The organism is Burkholderia sp. Bp8963, assembly GCF_003854275.1.
Taxonomy (GTDB): Bacteria; Pseudomonadota; Gammaproteobacteria; order Burkholderiales; family Burkholderiaceae; genus Burkholderia.
The window spans coordinates 43,070-59,797 of sequence record NZ_QTQP01000023.1; the positions used below are offsets into that span (position 1 = coordinate 43,070).

Annotated in this window: 11 protein-coding genes; 4 read left to right on the plus strand and 7 right to left on the minus strand. The window is 66.6% G+C overall.

Annotated elements, in window-relative coordinates:
• The first annotated feature begins 68 nt into the window (after positions 1-68).
• From DID96_RS20135 to DID96_RS20145, 3 genes are read left to right on the plus strand one after another with little or no spacing between them, the layout of a single operon-like run.
• Positions 69-1,586, plus strand: coding sequence for an efflux transporter outer membrane subunit (locus DID96_RS20135; protein ID WP_124601026.1), 1,518 nt, complete (start codon positions 69-71; stop codon positions 1,584-1,586).
• Positions 1,583-2,791 carry an efflux RND transporter periplasmic adaptor subunit gene (locus DID96_RS20140; protein WP_124601027.1) on the plus strand — a complete coding sequence of 403 codons (1,209 nt, stop codon included), beginning with the start codon at positions 1,583-1,585 and terminating at the stop codon, positions 2,789-2,791. Before DID96_RS20135 ends, DID96_RS20140 begins: the two co-directional genes overlap by 4 nt.
• Entirely contained in the window at positions 2,788-5,913 is a 3,126-nt protein-coding gene (locus tag DID96_RS20145) for an efflux RND transporter permease subunit (RefSeq protein WP_124601028.1), read from the plus strand. Before DID96_RS20140 ends, DID96_RS20145 begins: the two co-directional genes overlap by 4 nt.
• 42 nt (positions 5,914-5,955) lie before the next feature.
• Here DID96_RS20145 and DID96_RS20150 read toward each other — a convergent pair whose 3' ends face one another.
• The 4 genes from DID96_RS20150 to msrB form a co-directional block, all read right to left on the minus strand.
• Positions 5,956-7,065 carry an aromatic ring-hydroxylating dioxygenase subunit alpha gene (locus DID96_RS20150; protein WP_124601029.1) on the minus strand — a complete coding sequence of 370 codons (1,110 nt, stop codon included), beginning with the start codon at positions 7,063-7,065 and terminating at the stop codon, positions 5,956-5,958.
• 332 nt (positions 7,066-7,397) lie between these two features.
• Complete coding sequence (gene msrA, locus DID96_RS20155; protein WP_124601030.1) at positions 7,398-8,141, minus strand: peptide-methionine (S)-S-oxide reductase MsrA; 744 nt, start codon at positions 8,139-8,141, stop codon at positions 7,398-7,400.
• 63 nt (positions 8,142-8,204) lie between these two features.
• Positions 8,205-10,094: a cytochrome c biogenesis protein DipZ gene (locus DID96_RS20160; RefSeq protein ID WP_124601031.1), complete on the minus strand. Its 1,890-nt coding sequence runs from the start codon at positions 10,092-10,094 to the stop codon at positions 8,205-8,207.
• 30 nt (positions 10,095-10,124) lie between these two features.
• On the minus strand, positions 10,125-10,649 hold the full coding sequence (gene msrB, locus DID96_RS20165) for a peptide-methionine (R)-S-oxide reductase MsrB (protein WP_124601032.1): 525 nt from the start codon (positions 10,647-10,649) through the stop codon (positions 10,125-10,127).
• Between the two features lie 984 nt (positions 10,650-11,633).
• Between msrB and DID96_RS20170 the strand changes: the two genes are divergently transcribed.
• Positions 11,634-12,434: a helix-turn-helix domain-containing protein gene (locus DID96_RS20170; RefSeq protein WP_260463957.1), complete on the plus strand. Its 801-nt coding sequence runs from the start codon at positions 11,634-11,636 to the stop codon at positions 12,432-12,434.
• Here the strand turns inward: DID96_RS20170 and DID96_RS20175 are convergent.
• The 3 genes from DID96_RS20175 to DID96_RS20185 are packed head-to-tail and all read right to left on the minus strand — an operon-like array spanning position 12,431 to position 16,698.
• Positions 12,431-12,790: a calcium-binding protein gene (locus tag DID96_RS20175; protein ID WP_124601033.1), complete on the minus strand. Its 360-nt coding sequence runs from the start codon at positions 12,788-12,790 to the stop codon at positions 12,431-12,433. The genes DID96_RS20170 and DID96_RS20175 overlap by 4 nt on opposite strands.
• A gap of 21 nt (positions 12,791-12,811) precedes the next feature.
• The gene (locus tag DID96_RS20180) at positions 12,812-13,309 is read right to left on the minus strand and encodes a hypothetical protein (RefSeq protein ID WP_124601034.1); all 498 of its coding nucleotides are present in this window, start codon (positions 13,307-13,309) and stop codon (positions 12,812-12,814) included.
• A gap of 32 nt (positions 13,310-13,341) precedes the next feature.
• The gene (locus DID96_RS20185; RefSeq protein ID WP_124601035.1) at positions 13,342-16,698 is read right to left on the minus strand and encodes a DEAD/DEAH box helicase; all 3,357 of its coding nucleotides are present in this window, start codon (positions 16,696-16,698) and stop codon (positions 13,342-13,344) included.
• Between the last annotated feature and the right edge of the window lie 30 nt (positions 16,699-16,728).

The window sequence follows — 16,728 nt, forward strand, 5'->3', positions numbered from 1 at the left end:
TGGCGCGAAAGGCCGGACAGGAACCCGTCGCTATCCTCGTCGTGTAAAAGTTGCGAGGGAGTCGATCCATGCTTTGGTCGGACGGTCCGCCGCCCCGGCACGCGCCGCGGCGCAAGTCCATTTACGGCCTGATCGCCGTCACGTTGCTCGCCGCATCGTTGGCGGGCTGTTCGTTCGTGCCGACCTACCGGCGGCCGGCGCCGCCCGCGCCCGCCGGATGGCACGATGCCGCGCAAACGTCGCTCGCGGGCACCGTGCCGGTGACGAGCGGCTGGTGGCGCAGCTACGGCGACGCTGCGCTCGACACGCTTGTCGAGCGCGGGCTGCAGCATAACTATTCGCTCGCGTCGGCGCTCGCCAGCGTCGACGAGGCACGCGCCAACGCGGAGAAGGCCGGCGCACCGCTCTATCCGTCATTGACGCTGAACGGCACATTCGATCGCAGCCACCGCCGCAGCGCAAGCAGCGGATCGTCGAACTCGGGCGGCGCGAGCCGCAGCCAGAGCCTGTTCGCCGAGGCGAGCTACGAGATCGATTTCTGGGGCCGCAACGCCGCCACCGCGAACGCGGCAGGCAGGCTCGCGCAGGCCGCCGGCTTCGATCGCGATACGGTCGCGCTGACGCTGACCGCGTCGATCGTCGACACGTACTTCCAGGTGCAGAGCGTGCGTGAACGCGTGGCGCTCGCGCAGTCGATCTCGGCGAACGCGGCGCGGATTCTCGCGTTGCTGCAGGCGCAGCAGGCGGCGGGCGTTGCGACCGAGCTCCAGGTGCAGCAGCAGCGCAATGTGCTCGCCACCTTCCAGGCCACGATTCCGGCGCTGCGCCAGCAGCTCGACCAGAACCTGCATCTGCTCGCCACGCTCGTCGGCGCGGCGCCGGAGGGCTTCGACGTCGCGCCCGCGCCGCTGGCCGGCATCCCGGTGCCGCAGCCGCGTCCGAACCTGCCGGCCAGCCTGCTCGATACGCGACCCGACATCCGCGCGTCGGAAGCGCGGCTTCAGGCGGCCAACTACGACGTCGGTGCCGCGCGTGCCGCGTTCTTTCCGAACCTCGTGCTGACCGCGGACGGCGGGTTGAGCAGCAGCGCGCTGTCGCACTTCCTGTCGAGCCCGTTCGCGAGCGTGGCCGCCGCGCTGACCGCACCGATCATCGACGGCGGCGCGCTGCGTGGCCAGCTGCACGCGAGCGAGGCGGCGTCCGCGAAGAATGTCGCCGACTACCGCCAGACGATCGTCGCGGCGCTCCAGGATGTCGAAGACATGCTGTCGGCAGCCTCGCAGCAACAGCAGGTCGAGTCCGCCGACCAGCAGGCGGCCGACGCCGCCCGCAAGGCCGCGCAGCTCGCCGACGCGCAATACCGCAGCGGCACGGTCGATTTCCTCACGGTGCTCGATACGCAGCGCACCCGCTATCAGTCCGAGGACACGCTCGTGCAGACGCGCCTCGCCCGGCTGCAGGCGTCCGTCGGGCTGTTCCGTGCGTTCGGCGGCGGCTTCGGCGTGACGCAAGCGCCGCCGGCGCTGGCGAGTGCGGCAGGTCCCGCCGCGCCGTCCGTCCCTTCATCCTCTTCCATCGCGCCATGAATCACATTGCCGATCTTCCCCCGCGGCAGCCGATCCGGCACGGCCGCCGCTTTTCGTTTCGGCTCGCCGTCGGCGCCGCCGCCGTGCTCGCGCTCGTTGCGTGGTGGCAGTGGCCGAAGCACGCGGCACCGGCCGCCAAGCCGGCCGTGCCAGTCACGGCCGGCCATCCGGTGACCGCCGATTTCCCGATCCGGGCCGTCGCGGTCGGCACGGTGCAGGCACGCAATGCCGTCGACGTGAAAGTGCGCGTCGACGGCCAGCTGCAGCGCGTGCTGTTCGCCGAAGGGCAGGACGTCAAGGCCGGGCAGGTGCTCGCGCAGCTCGACCAGGGGCCGCTTGCCGCGCAACTGCGCCAGGCCGAGGCGACGCAGAACAAGGATCAGGCCAGCCTCGAGAATGCGAAGCTCGATTTCGATCGCTATTCGAAGCTGGTCGGCATCGGCGCGGCGACGACGCAGAGTGTCGATACGGCACGCACGCAGGTCAAGGCGCTGACGGCGACTGTGGCTGCCGATGCCGCGATCGTGCAGAACGACCGCCTGCAGCTTGGCTTCACGACGCTGACCGCGCCATTCGCCGGGCGGGTCGGTGCACGCGAGGCCGACATCGGGGCGATCGTGCATCCCGGCGATGCGACGGGCATCGTGACCGTCACGCAGATGGAGCCGATCGACGTGCAGTTCTCGGTGCCGCAGGACGTGCTGCCCGAGCTGCTCGCCGGCCAGGCGAACGCGCCGCTGCCGGTGACCGTCACCGCGCGCGCGGGCGGCGAGGCGCTCGCGCAGGGCACGTTGAGCTTCATCGACAGCCAGGTCGACCGGACCACCGGCCAGATCAAATTGAAGGGCGCGTTCGCCAACACCGACCGCAAATTGTGGCCGGGCGAACTCGTCAACGCGCGCGTGCTGCTGCGTACTGACCGCCAGCGGCTCGCGGTGCCGAGCCGCGCAGTCGTCAATACGCAGGCCGGCCCGCAGCTCTATGTGATCGATGCGTCCGGCAACGCGCGCCTGCGCGCGGTGCAGACCGGTGTCGCGGTCGACGGCATGACCGAGATCCGCAGCGGTGTCGCCGCCGGCGACCTCGTCGTGTTCGAAGGTCAGAGCCGCCTCGATCCGGGCACGCCGGTGGCGGCGAAACTCGTCGACGCGCGCGAGGAGGCCGCGACGCCCGCGCCGGCCGCCACGCTGGACGCAGCATCATGAGCCTGCTCGAACTGTTCATCCGGCGGCGCGTCGCGACGTCGTTCCTCGCGCTCGCCGTGCTGCTCGTCGGGCTCGTCGCGTACTTCATGCTGCCCGTCGCGCCGCTGCCGCAGGTCGATTTCCCGACCATCCAGGTCGTCGCGAAGCTGCCGGGCGCGAGCGCGGACACGATGGCGACGTCAGTCGCGACGCCGCTCGAGCGGCAGTTGTCGAACATTTCCGGCATCACGCAGATGACGTCGTCGAGCTCGCTCGGCACGACCTCGATCGCGATCCAGTTCGACCTGTCGCGCGACATCAACAGCGCGGCGCAGGACGTGCAGACCGCGATCAACGCGGCGGGCGGCACGCTGCCGAAGAACCTGCCGAATCCGCCGACCTACGAGAAGGTCAATCCGGCCGATTTCACGATGCTGTCGCTGGCACTGACGTCGCCGTCGCTGACGCTCACGCAGCTCGACAGCTACGCGGAGAATTTTCTCGCGCAGCAGATTTCGCAGATGCCGGGCGTCGGCCTCGTCGACTTCCACGGACAGCAGCGGCCCTCGGTGCGGATTCGCGTCGACCCGGACAAGCTTGCCGCGCGCGGCCTCACGCTGGAAGACGTCCGCTCGATCGTCGGCGTGCAGACCGTCAACGCGCCGAAGGGCAACCTCAACGGGCCGGACCGCTCGGTCGTGCTCAACGCGACCGACCAGCTCACGTCGGCTGCGGCCTACCGCAATCTCGTCGTCGCCTACAAGAACGGCGCGCCGGTCCGGCTCGACGATCTCGGCACCGTGGTCGACGCGGCGGAGGACACGCAACAGGCGGCCTGGCTGCAGCACGAGCGCGCGATCATCATCGACGTGCACAAGCAGCCCGGCTACAACGTCGTCGCGACGATCCGCAACATCACGTCGCGCCTGCCGCAGCTCGAGGCATCGCTGCCCGCGGCCGCGCACGTGCACGTCGTCGGCGACCGCACGCAGACGATCGACGCGTCGGTGCACGACGTGCAGTTCACGCTGATGCTGACGATCGCGCTCGTCGTGATGGTGATCTTCTCGTTCCTGCGCAACGTGTGGGCCACCGTGATCCCGAGCCTCACGATCCCACTGTCGCTGGTCGCGACGTTCGGCGTGATGTATCTGCTCGACTACAGTCTCGACAACCTGTCGCTGATGGGGCTGACGATCGCGGTCGGCTTCGTCGTCGACGATGCGATCGTCGTGATCGAGAACGTGATGCGCCACATCGAGGAGGGCGTGCCGAAGCTGCGCGCCGCGCTGCTCGGCGCGCGCGAGGTGCGCTTCACGATCGTCTCGATGACGATCTCGCTGATCGCCGTGTTCATTCCGATCCTGATGATGGGCGGCATTGTCGGCCGGCTGTTCCGCGAGTTCGCGGTGACGGTCAGCGTCGCGATCGTGATGTCGGCGCTGGTGTCGCTGACCGTCACGCCGATGCTGTGCGGCTGGCTGATCCGCCCGCCGGGCACGGATCGCGGCCGGCTGCGCGCGCTCGAGCGCTGGCTCGAAGTCGCGTTCGTCGCGGTCGAGGCGCGTTACGAGCGCGGTCTCGACTGGGCGCTCGCGCATCGCAAGACGATGCTCGCGGTCACCGTCGGCACCGTCGCGCTCACGGCCGCGCTGTTCGTGAAGATGCAGAAAGGCTTCTTCCCGCAGGAGGATTCGGGGCTGATCATGGGTGTCGCGCAGGCGGCGCCCGATATTTCGCCGCCGGCAATGGCCGGGAAGATGCTGCAGCTCGGCCGGATTGTCGAGGCTGACCCGGCCGTCGACAACGCCTATTACTGGATCGGCCCGAACCCGACCGTGAGCCAGGGCCGCATGATGATCAACCTGAAGCCGTTCGGCCAGCGCACGGCAAGCGCGGCGCAGGTGCTCGCCCGGTTGCGGCCGAAGCTGGCGAAAGTGATGGGCATCACGCTGTCGATGCAGATCAGGCAGGACATCCAGGTGGGCGGACGGATCAGCGCCGCGCAATACCAGTACACGCTGCAGGACGCGGACGTGCAGGAGCTGAACCGGTGGGCGCAGCGGCTCACGCAGCGCTTCGCGACACTGCCGCAGCTCACTGACGTAAGTTCGGACCAGCAGGCGTCGGCGACGAGCGCGACGCTCGTGATCGATCGCAACACCGCATCGCGCTTCGGCATCACCGCGCAGGCGATCGACGACACGCTGTACGACGCGTTCGGCCAGCGCCAGATCGCGACGTTGTTCACGTCGCTGAACCAGTATCACGTCGTCGAGGAGGTCGATCCGAAGTTCCAGTTGTCGACCGACGCGCTGGCGCACCTGTACGTGCGCTCGCCGCTCACCGGCGAACTCGTGCCGATGAACGTGCTGGTCGGCATCGAAAATAACGTGTCGCCGATCTCGGTCAACCACCAGGGGTTGTTCCCGTCCGTGACGATCTCGTTCAACCTCGCGCCTGGGCATTCGCTCGGCGATGCCGTCGCGGCCATTCGCGCGGCCGAGGCGGATGCGGCCAAGCCCGACACGCTCACGGGCACGTTCCAGGGTACTGCGCAGGCGTTCCAGGCTTCGCTTGCGAGCGAGCCGTACCTGATTCTTGCCGCGCTCGTCGTCGTGTACCTCGTGCTCGGGATGCTCTACGAGAATCCGATCCATCCGCTGACGATCATCTCGACGCTGCCGTCGGCGGGCGTGGGGGCGCTGCTCGCATTGCTGCTTTGCGGGCAGGACCTGTCGATCATGGGGATGATCGGCATCATCCTGCTGATCGGCATCGTCAAGAAGAACGCGATCATGATGATCGACTTCGCGCTGGTGGCCGAGCGCGAGCAGGGCCTCGCACCGGTCGCGGCAATCCGCCAGGCCTGCGTGCTGCGCTTCCGGCCCATCATGATGACGACGCTCGCCGCGCTGTTCGGCGCGCTGCCGCTCGCGATCGGACACGGCGCAGGTGCCGAGCTGCGTGTGCCGCTCGGCATTGCGATCGTCGGCGGGCTGATCCTGTCGCAACTGCTGACGCTTTTCACGACGCCGGTCGTCTATCTCGCGTTCGATCGGCTCGCGCGGCGTTTCGAACGCAATACGCACGGGGCCGATGCACCGTTCGAGCCCGAAATCGAGGCCGAGCGATTGTCGTGACCGAGTCGGGGAAGTGCCGCGCCGACGCCGACTGTCGTCACATCACGCGCGATCATCCGCATCCCGAATCGGGATCACCATGCGGCCGCCACAGTTGCGCAGCAGGTCGCGCAGTTCGTTGATCACCGGAAACACCTCGTGGTTCCAGTCGGCGCCCTGCCGGTCGTGCGCTTCCTGCTCGCGCTCGACGATCCAGCGGTCTTCCTTGAAGATACGCTCGGTGAACCAGACCAGCAGCGGCCATGCGAGATCGAGCGCGTACGGCACGCCGGGCCTGCGGATCGACAGTAGTCCGAACGTTCGATTGGTGCGCTGCGCGGCATCGAGCGGCACGTAGACGATCCACAGGTCCATCACCAGCGTGCCTTCGCTCGACCGGATCTGCAGCGTCTGATACGGATAGCCGGTGCGCACCGTCATCACGCTCTTGTCGGTCTGGTCGCCGGCCTTCCTGCTGGCGCCGAACACCAGCGCCTCGCCCACCGGCTGCTTGCCTTCCATCCTCGCGAACGTGTAATCCACCTCGACCCAGTCGTCGCCGCGCCGCCGGCCGACCGAGCGCGCGCGCATCTGTCCCATCTGCCGCCGGTGCAGGAACTGGTGGTTCATGTCCATCAGGTTCTCGTGCATGAACGAATAGTGGCATTTGACCTCGCGGCCGAAGCGGCGCGTCTTGTACGCACGGTCGTCCGCCGACGCGAGCGCGGGGACCGGACGCTCGTCGGCCAGCGCCGCATCGCCGGGAAACACGAAGATCAGCCCGTGCGCCTCGCGGCACGGATAGCTGCGCACGCCGTTGGGCAAACGCTCGCGCCCGAGGTATGGCACGTCGATGCAACGGCCGCTGCAGTCGTAAGTCCAGCCGTGATAGCAGCAGCGGATCGACTCGCCGGTCACCACGCCCGCGTGCAGCGGCACCTGGCGGTGCGCGCAACGATCTTCGAGCGCGAAGACCGCGCCGGACTCGGTGCGCACGAGCACGATCGGGTCGCCGGCAAAGCGCGCACCGAGCGTCTTGCCGCGCTTGACTTCGTGCGACCACGCGAGCGGATACCAGTGATCGGGATGGATGGGCACCCGGCGCAGGTCGCGCACGGGCGCGCTGGCGGGTGGCTCGATGGCACGATGGTCCGGCAAGGGCACTGCACGCATGCGCGACGCCTCCTTCCATGACGGGAGAATCGACCGCCGCTGAAAGCGGACGGTGGATCGGGTCCAGTCTACGCGAAGTCGGCCGTTATGGAGCGCCAGATCAGGGAACGTTGGGATACGCGAGCATGATCCGGATTGATTCCGGTCAAAACCGCGCCCGTTCGAACGCGACATCCGCTGCGCTGCGACATCGTGCGCGTTCGCGCGGTGTGGCGCGGCGCCGTGCGCGACAACGTGTGTCGTGCACGCGCGGTTTCCCGTGCTGCAGCGAGCCGGCGGCCGCGCATGCCGCCAACCGCCAACCGCCCTCGCGTCACGCGCACACCGGACCGTCAAAGATGCGCCTGCCGCCAGAGCACCGCATCAGGTCGGTAGATCGCCGGGAACAGCCGTTTCAGCCCGGCGACCTTCGGCAGATCGTTGTACGCGATGTACGGCGCATCCGGGTGCAGCTCGAGGTAGTTCTGGTGATAGGTCTCGGCCGGGTAGAACCCGCCGAACGTCTCGACGCGCGTGACGATCGGCGCGGGAAACACGTGCGCGCGGCCGAGCTGCGCGATGTAGGCGGTCGCAACCGCGCGCTGCTGCGCGTTGGTCGGGAAGATCGCCGAACGGTACTGCGTGCCGTCGTCGGGGCCTTGGCGGTTCAGCTCGGTCGGGTCGTGCACGACCGAGAAGAAAATCTGCAGCAGCCGGCCATAGCTGATCTGCGCGGGATCGTAGACGATGCTGACCGATTCCGCGTGCCCCGTCAGCCCGGAGCCGACAAGTTCGTAGTGTGCGGTCGCGGCCATGCCGCCCGCGTAACCGGCGGTGACCTGCTTCACGCCCTTCACGTGCTCGAACACGCCCTGCACGCCCCAGAAGCAGCCGCCAGCAAGGACGGCGGTTTCGTTGTGCGATGCAGCGGGCGTTTCGTCGAGCGTGGGCGCCGGCACGGTCGTCACGGGCTCGGCCGAGTTGACGATACGCTGATAGCCGAACGCGGCCGCGGCGGCCAGCGCGAGCACGCCGACGCGATGCCGGAGAGTCGATCCGCGCCGCGGCGTGGGTTGTTGCGATGATGTCGATTTCACGATGTGCTCCTGTGTCGAACCGGACGAGACGAAATCGGTTATCGGTCGGGTGGGCGCATGCGCTCAGCCGAACGTGAACGAATACGCGTGCACGCCGGAATCGAGAAACTCGATCGAGAACGTGCGATCTGCGATCGGGCCTTGCTGGCGCACCAGCTGATACAGGCGTTGCCCCGTCACGGTGCCGTAGCCTTGCGCATCGACGTCCGCGCCATGCGCGTCGCCGGGCGCCGCGCCGTCGAGCGCGATCCGGAACCGGACCGGCTTGCCGTTCGCGTTGGGCCCGAGCACGAGGTGCAGGTCGCGCGCATGAAAGCGGTAGACGATCCGGCCTGCGGGCGCGGCGAGCGTCGCGTCTTCCGCGCCGACCTGCCACGAGCCGGCGAATCCCCAGTCGTTGAGGCCGGGGCGCGCCGGCGCGTCGTAGCGGTGCGCGGCATCGCGCACGACGCCGCCCGGCGACGCGAAGTCTTCCGCGCGCGCATAGCCGACGTAGGTCTCGGGCGACCGGATGTCCGCGTTGTCGGCCGCGGCCATCGCCCCCTTCGCGTTAGCCGCCGCGCTGCCGATCGGCACGTTCAGCGCCTCCGGATGGCCCGCTTCGGCAAGCAGCGCCTGGATCGCGCGCTCTGATTCCACGTACTCGCCTTCGCCGAAATGGTGGCGGCGGATCCGGCCTTGCGCGTCGATGAAGTAGTGCGCCGGCCAGTATTCGTTGCCGAACGCGCGCCAGATCGCGTAGCGGTTGTCGATCGCGACCGGATAGTCGATGCCGAGATCGTGCACGGCCTTGCGGACGTTGCCGATGTCCCGTTCGAACGCGAACTCCGGCGCGTGCACGCCGATCACGACGAGCCCGTACGGCGCGTACTTGTGCGCCCATGCCTGGATGTAAGGCAGCGTGCGCAGGCAGTTGATGCACGAATAGGTCCAGAAGTCGACGAGCACGACCTTGCCGCGCAGGCTGGCCACCGTGAGCGGCGGCGAGTTCAGCCATTGCACGGCGCCGTCGAGCGCGGGCAGCGTGCCTTCGACCGGCAGCGCTGCGGCTGCGGACGCGGCGGCGTGCATCGGTTGCGCCGCCGGCTGCGGTGACGTGTCAGCCGCGCGCATCATCGCGCCGGCATCGCGTTGGGTGGCGGAGGTGCCTGCGGCGGTCATCACGCCATCTGCCGGCGCATTGGCGGCGGTGTTCGCCGCGGCCATCGCCGGTTGCGCGCCGGGCGCGTGCCCGCCGAGGCGATCGATGAGCTTCGACTCGAGGCCGCCGGTCGCGACCGTCGACAGTTGCGCGAGGGCGCCCGTGTCGAGCCCGAGCGCGATCGCGGCGACCCCGGCCAGCAGCGCGGCGCCGATCCCGCGCTTGATCCACTCGCCCGCGCCGAGCGAGCGCTTCATCGCGGCGAACACCTTGCCGCCGATCGCGAGCGCGACGCCGAGCGACGTCGCCGCGCCGGCCGCGTACGCGACGAGCAGCAGCGTCGTGCCGACGCTCGCGCCGCGAAGTGCCGCGCCGGTCAGCACGAGCCCGAGGATCGGGCCCGCGCACGGCGCCCACAGCAACCCGGTCGCGATGCCGAGCAGGAACGACGAGCCGGGGCCCGCCGCGCGGCCGTCGCGCTGTGCGAAACCGGTGAGCCGGTTGCCGGCGGCGACGAGCGGGCGCGTCAGGTGTTCCGCGAGCCGCGGCATCAGCAGCGTCAGCCCGAACACGGCGAGCAGCACGATCGCGGCCCAGCGGCCGGCCTGGTTGGCCTGTGCGACCCAGCCGCCGCCGATGGCCGCGAGGGTCGCGACGAACGCGAACGTCAGCGCCATGCCGACGAGAAGCGGCAGGCCGGTGCGCGTGAACGGCTGGTCGGCGCGCGCGAACACGAACGGCAGCACGGGCAGGATGCACGGGCTCAGGATCGTGAGCACGCCGCCGAGATAGGCGAGGACGATGAGCAGCATGGGGCAGTCTCCGGGGATTTGGGGGCCGAATCAGGCGGCAGTCGGGTGGAACACGAGCGCGAGGCCGTTCATGCAGTAGCGCAGGCCGGTCGGCTTCGGGCCGTCGTCGAACACGTGGCCGAGATGGCCGCCGCAACGGCGGCACATCACTTCGGTGCGGATCATCCCGAACGACAGGTCGGTTTTCGTGACGACCGCGTGGTCGAGCGGCGCCCAGAAGCTTGGCCAGCCGGTGTGGCTCTCGAACTTCGTCGTCGACGAGAACAGCGGGAGCTGGCAGCCCGCGCACGCGAACGTGCCGTGCCGGTGCTCGTCGTTGAGCGGGCTGCTGTACGGCGGCTCCGTGCCGGCTTCGCGCAGGATGTCGTACTGCGCGGGCGTCAGCAGCCGATGCCATTCGCCGTCGCTGTGGACGACTTCGAAGCCGCCGGCGGCCGGGGCGGGCGGGGCAGCGACGGCACTGCGGAACAGCGCGCGGCGGCCCGCGGTGGTCATCGCCGCGAGCGCCGCGAGGCCGGTGGCGCCGGCGAACAGAAAGGCTCTGCGGGTGTGCATGATGGGCTCCTGGTGGCGGATCCTGAAAACATGCGCACAGCGTAGTGACGGGCCGGTACCGAAGTCCTCACGGAAAGTTAAATGAATTGTGATATCCGGGGTGTTCTGTCGAGGTGCGTCGGAATCCGTCGGAGCGCCGACTGACAAGGGCCTTCGAGCCGGTGAGTTGGCAATGTTTGCCGAACATCTGCTCGCGCCGCGATTTTTAGTGTCTTTTTAGTATTCGTCGAGTGGCGAGGCGAATCCGGACTTTGGCTTGCCGATCGAATCGGACTGGGACAAGCGTTGTTTGACTGCGGTCGTGAATCACACCGAGCGTCTGATGCGCATTGATAGACGGACGAATTTGCAAGCCAGCGCGACCGACGTGTGGTCCGCGTGTGGACGCGGAAGTTTGACAGTTTTTACGTAGAAACTTCAGGGGGCGAGTTAGGACGTGCGCGGTTGTGCAGTGAAAGAGGGTCGCGATGCGCTCCGCCGAAGTGGTCCATTTCGAGGCAGGATCCGGCGGAATGAAGGGGAACATAGTCAGGGCTATGTTACCCTTCATTTCGGGACATGGGCGAAGCCCCGGCGTGCGCGGCACTCCCTGTAGGGAATTGCGCAGTCCCACCGCGGCGATCGAAAAGCGGTGCCGTGACCGTTTCGGCGCCCCGGTATTTCTGGTGCCGGCGATGACGCGCGGGTGGGCTGTTCCATTGGGCGTCGCGTCACACGCGGGCCAGGAGGTTCTTCGATCCGGGCGGGGCGGCTGGAGAGGCGGCTTCGTCTCAGGCAGTGCTGAAGCTCAATTGCGAGCGCCCACATTTAGCGCGGTGAGAGGGGAGGGTCCCAGCTGGCAGGTGGCTGAATCCTCTCCGCGGTGCGGAGAGAATTCGGCGAGCGTGGTTGGCGTCCCGACTGGCAATGCCAGGATGTAGCTCCCCAGCGTAACCGTCGACTTGGTAACATGCTGGACGCTATGACTTTTGCCCCTCGATATCCATGATCCAACAGCGCCATCCGGAGCGCCTTGCCAGTCTTGTGCGCGAACTGGTCGGCCTTCCCATCGAAACAGAATGGCTGGAATTCAAGCGTAATAACGAACGTCCCGAAGACATCGGCGAGTACATATCGGCGTTGTCGAATTCTGCAGCCCTGTTTAACAAGGCACACGGTTACCTGATATGGGGTGTAGACGACGCCACCCATGAAATCGTGGGAACCGAATTCGACCCGCGTGGCGCCAAAGTTGGCAACGAGGAGCTCGAAAACTGGTTGCTCAGATTGATCAACCCGAAGATCCCGTTTCAGTTTCTCGAAGTCGTGGTGAACGAGCATCGTGTGGTTCTGCTGGAGATCGGGCGGGCCTACCGGCATCCAGTTCGGTTCCAGCACAATGAGTTCATTCGTGTGGGATCGTATCGTAAGAAACTCAAGGAATTTCCGGAAAAGGAGCGTGCGCTTTGGCGAATCTTCGACGAGACGCCGTTTGAAGCGCTGATCGCCGCCGAAGGCATATCGGATGAAGAGGTCGTCGCGCTACTCGACTACCCGGCGTATTTCGATCTCGCGGAGATTCCCTTGCCGGAGAGCCGTGCGCAGATCATGCAGCGCCTTCAGGCCGAAGGGCTGGTGGTCCGGAACCCTGCCGGAACCTGGGACGTTACCAATCTGGGCGCCATTTTGTTCGCCAAGCGGCTCGACGACTTCCCGCATCTGCGTCGTAAGGCCGTCCGCGTCATCGCCTACACGGACAACAGTCGGATCAACACTTTGCGCGAACAGGTTGGCAACAAGGGCTAGCCGTGATCGTGCCAGTAGTGCCAGTCGGCGACTGCCTCTCGGGTGTCACGATCAACGCGGATGGGCGCGAGCTGGGCCAAGGGCGCGACGATGTCGCGCGTGCCGTGCTGAGCGACCACAAAGATGGCGGCACGACAGAGCTGGTCGTGCGCGAGGGCGACGACCGTGACAGTTTCGCCGGCGTTGAGCGGCGAGGCTGGCATGGCCTGGCGCACGCGGGCCTTGAACGGAAACGCGAGTTGGTTCTCGAGATGGCAATACCAGGCCATCGCGCACTCTTCTTCGGTATAGCTGTCGACCACGATCTCCATCGTGATCCGATGTTCGCGTTTGGCGTCGGTGGTAGAAGCTTTCATGACGGCGGGCCTGATGGTGGGTTAGACATCGACGATGCGCCGCAACAGTCCGTACGACACGCGCCAATGTCCTTCGGTGTCGTGGCAGGCAATCGACGCGGTTTTTTGGTTGAGTCTGACTATGGTGCCGGTCCGTTCACCCAGGTGAGTGTCGGTGAAGCCAACGGTATCGCCAATGAAAAAATCCTCGCGGCTCACGCGTGGCGGCGGTGCCGATTCTGGCTGCGCGTCGGGGGACGTGCCATCCGGCACGATGGCGGCATAGCGAATGGCCCATCGCCGACGCGTCGCCAGATCCTCGACGACGGCCTGCGTCGCGCGCAGTTCGACCACGCGGGCCTGGCGCGCCTTGCTAATGGGATCATCGGCCACATAGCCGATGGTCGTGCCCAAGCGCAGGCCCTGGCGGACCTGCAGGGTGCGCTCGGGATCGTCGAGCATTTTGCCGATGACGAGATAGAGGCGATACAGTTCGCTGCTATGCGCCTGCCGGAGGTCGTCGAGAGAAAGCTGGAGCATGGCGACGGAGAGGTTGACGATGCCGGTGCTTGCTACGCTCTGGTCCGGATGCGCGGGCGGGGCTGGGCGGCCGGTGCGCGTGCAGGCACGCCCGGAATGGGCTCGAACAACGCTTCGATATCGTCGGCCGAGAACTTGACGTTTTCCGCTGCATTGTCAGAGAGGATGGCCCCGGCCAGCGCCGCTTTCTGTTGTTGCATGGCGACGATCTTTTCCTCGACACTGCCCGCCGCGATCAGCTTGTAGACGAACACGGGCTTGTCCTGGCCGAGCCGATGCGCGCGATCAGTGGCCTGGTTCTCGACCGCCGGATTCCACCATGGGTCGTAGTGGATCACGGTGTCGGCCGCGGTCAGGTTCAGTCCCACGCCTCCGGCTTTCAGGCTGATGAGGAACAGCGGCACGTCGCCACGCATGAAGCACTTCACGGGCGTCGTGCGATCAACCGTGTCGCCGGTCAGCGTCACGTAGGCGATATCGAGCCTGTCCAGTTCGGCGGCAATGCGATCAAGCATGCTGGTGAACTGCGAGAACAGCAGAATGCGCCGGCCCTCGTCGATCAGTTCGGGCAGCATCTCGAGCAGCAGCGTGAGCTTGGCCGACTCCTTTACGCGAGAAGCCTGCGTGCTCTTCAGCAGCCTCGGATCGCAACATACTTGCCGCAATTTCAGCAACGCATCGAGCACGATCAGATGGCTGCGCGCGAGTCCCTGCGACGCAATCGCTTCGCGAACCTTCTGCTGCATGGTGGCGCGGACGGTCTCGTACAGGTCGCGTTGCGCGCCTTCGAGCTCGACGGTCCGCACGATGGTCGTTTTCGGTGGCAGTTCGGTGGCCACCTCGTCCTTGCGCCGGCGCAGCATGAAGGGGCGAATGCGCCGGGCGAGTAGATCGCGTCGCACGCCGTCGCCGCCTTTCTCGATCGGCGTGCGCCAGCGCCGGGTGAAGTCCTGGCGTGAGCCGAGAAAGCCCGGTAACAGAAAATCGAATTGGGTCCACAGCTCGCCCAGGTGATTCTCGAGCGGCGTACCCGTCAGACAGAGGCGATGCCTGGCTCGCAGGGCGCGAATGGTCGCCGCCGCTTTGGTGGCGGCATTCTTGACGTATTGCGCCTCATCAAGAATCAGCAGGTGATAGTCGTGCTGCGCGAGGACGTCTTCATCGCGCCAGGCGAGCGCGTAGGTGGTCAGGATCAGGTCGTGCTGATCGATTTCGTCAAAGCGCTCGTGCCGCTGTGGGCCATGCAGGTTCAGCACACGCAGGGCGGGCGCGAAACGTTGCGCCTCGTCGCACCAGTTGTGCACGAGCGTGGTGGGTACCACGATCAGCGCGGGTTGCGTGAGACGGCCGGCTTCTTTTTCGGCGAGCAGGTGTGCAAGGGTCTGCACGGTCTTGCCGAGGCCCATGTCGTCGGCCAGCACGCCCGAGAGGTTGTGTTCACGCAGGAACTGCATCCAGGCCAGTCCCTGGCGCTGATAGCCGCGCAGTTCAGCTTGCAGCCCCTGCGGCACGGGCACGTCGACGACGCCGGGGCCGGCCATCAGCCGTTGTGCGAGCTGCCGGATCGATGCATCGCCATGAAACTGCCAGCGGCCAATGTCGTCGAGCGCCGCGAGGCGTGCCGCATCCCACTCGGAAATCTGCATACCTTCGCCGACGTGCTCGAGCAGATCGACCAGCACGCGCACGACGGGCTTCAGACGCGCCGCAGGCAAACGCAGCCGTTCGTTGCGGTCGGTCTTGAGTTCGATGGCTTCGTTGTCGGCGATCGCATCGAGCTGTCCCGATAGCCATCGGGCATCGCGCTGGAACAGGTCGGCCAGCAGCGGCTCGAGACGGACTCTGCGGTCGTTGACCGTGATGCCCATCTCGACATCGAACCAGCCGTCGCCCGATTGCCGCAAGCTGCCGTCGATCGTGTCGATCTCGATCACGTTGTGGCGAAACGCGTCACTCATGATCACCCGCCAGCCTGCCTCTCGCAGGGCCGGCAGGTTCTGCTTCATGAAGTCCGGCCAGGCACTGGCTTCACCGGGGGCCAGCAGGCCGTCCGGAAACGACTTCGGTCCTTGGGTACGGCTCGCGGCTACTTTCCTGAAGCCGACTTTCTGGAGTTCGGTCAGGCGCTTGCGTTCGACATCGGCATGCCTGCGAATCTGCACGACTTCGCCATCCGCAGTTCGGATCAGTGTCGTATTGCTTTGCGCGTCGAGGTTGTATTCCGCGTAATCAAAGCCGACGGTCGCAAAGTCAAGAACGTGCGGCTGCGAAGCATGCGATGCCCAACTGGATCCCCCCCATGTCGGCAAGGTGTCGAGCCGGAGCACCGGTACCGGCACGGCGTCGACCACCCGGATGGCTGCAGTGTCGTGCGCCGGCGGCAATGGCAAGTCAGGCGCCACCTCTTGTAGCACATTGCCAACGAGTGCCGCCTCGTCAAGGGTGATGGACGGCATCGAAAGAAAATCGGCGAGCTGATCCGCGGACCAGGGCACATCGATGGCGCCGGCTTCACCCGTCTGCAGGTCCACATACCAGCACGGCTGCGTGGTGGTGATGAGAGTGACTGCGGCAGGCTCGGTGTTTAGGACCGGCCGCACGCGGGCGTCCGTCTGGCCTTGCCACACAATCCGACCCTTGCGCACTGAGCCGCCGTGCAGTACGCGTGGAGCGCCGGAATCCATGGTGCTGGCCGGGGGTGCGGCAAATGCACGACCGGTTGCAATGAGCTTTTCCAGGATGGCTGCGCCGGTTGGGCCCTGCAGGCGAAAGCCGCTGGAATAGCCCGCGCTGCGACCCAGCCAGAGCCCGCGCAGGATCGGCAAGTCCGCCTCGCTAACGAATTTGGGCGGCTTGATGAGCGCGTTTTCCACATTGCTCCAGGCATCACCGAGCGAGCGAATGGCGCCGTCTGCATCGACGCGAGCCTTGTAGAGCGAAATCTCCGGATTGCCGTAATACGAGTGGCCGATCAGGTACGCGAGTGCCTGCGTGGCCTTGGCGCCGGCGGATTTTTTGCTGACGGACGACGCTGCGGCGATGCGACGGGCCTGAAACCCTTCCAGCCAGCTCACCAGTTCGGGGCGCACACCGGTGGCTGTGTGTTTGGGCAGATGGGCGAGACCGGCGATCAACAACGCCGCTACGTGCTTGCATTCGAAGCCGACCGGGCACGAGCACTCGCTCTCGATCCACAGGTCTTCGTCGACGTCGTTGAATAAGATCCAAACGTCATAGGGACGTGACCGCGTGCCCTGTACCTTCCCGGTGAGCGTCGCGTTGTTCTGCCAGCGCAGGTCAGAGACCGCGTGCGCATAGTCGCGGGCCTTGGTGACCGTGTGGGCACCCAACCATTCGGAGATGTGTTTTCGATCGTAGCGGATGGCCATCGGCAGAAAATTCAGATAACGATTTCGTCA

Coding starts and splice junctions, on each gene's coding strand:
- DID96_RS20135 (WP_124601026.1), top strand. CDS start 69: ATGCTTTGGTCGGACGGTCCGCCGCCCCGGCACGCGCCGCGGCGCAAG.
- DID96_RS20140 (WP_124601027.1), top strand. CDS start 1,583: ATGAATCACATTGCCGATCTTCCCCCGCGGCAGCCGATCCGGCACGGC.
- DID96_RS20145 (WP_124601028.1), top strand. CDS start 2,788: ATGAGCCTGCTCGAACTGTTCATCCGGCGGCGCGTCGCGACGTCGTTC.
- DID96_RS20150 (WP_124601029.1), bottom strand. CDS start 7,065: ATGCGTGCAGTGCCCTTGCCGGACCATCGTGCCATCGAGCCACCCGCC.
- DID96_RS20160 (WP_124601031.1), bottom strand. CDS start 10,094: ATGCTGCTCATCGTCCTCGCCTATCTCGGCGGCGTGCTCACGATCCTG.
- msrB (WP_124601032.1), bottom strand. CDS start 10,649: ATGCACACCCGCAGAGCCTTTCTGTTCGCCGGCGCCACCGGCCTCGCG.
- DID96_RS20170 (WP_260463957.1), top strand. CDS start 11,634: ATGATCCAACAGCGCCATCCGGAGCGCCTTGCCAGTCTTGTGCGCGAA.
- DID96_RS20175 (WP_124601033.1), bottom strand. CDS start 12,790: ATGAAAGCTTCTACCACCGACGCCAAACGCGAACATCGGATCACGATG.
- DID96_RS20180 (WP_124601034.1), bottom strand. CDS start 13,309: ATGCTCCAGCTTTCTCTCGACGACCTCCGGCAGGCGCATAGCAGCGAA.
- DID96_RS20185 (WP_124601035.1), bottom strand. CDS start 16,698: ATGGCCATCCGCTACGATCGAAAACACATCTCCGAATGGTTGGGTGCC.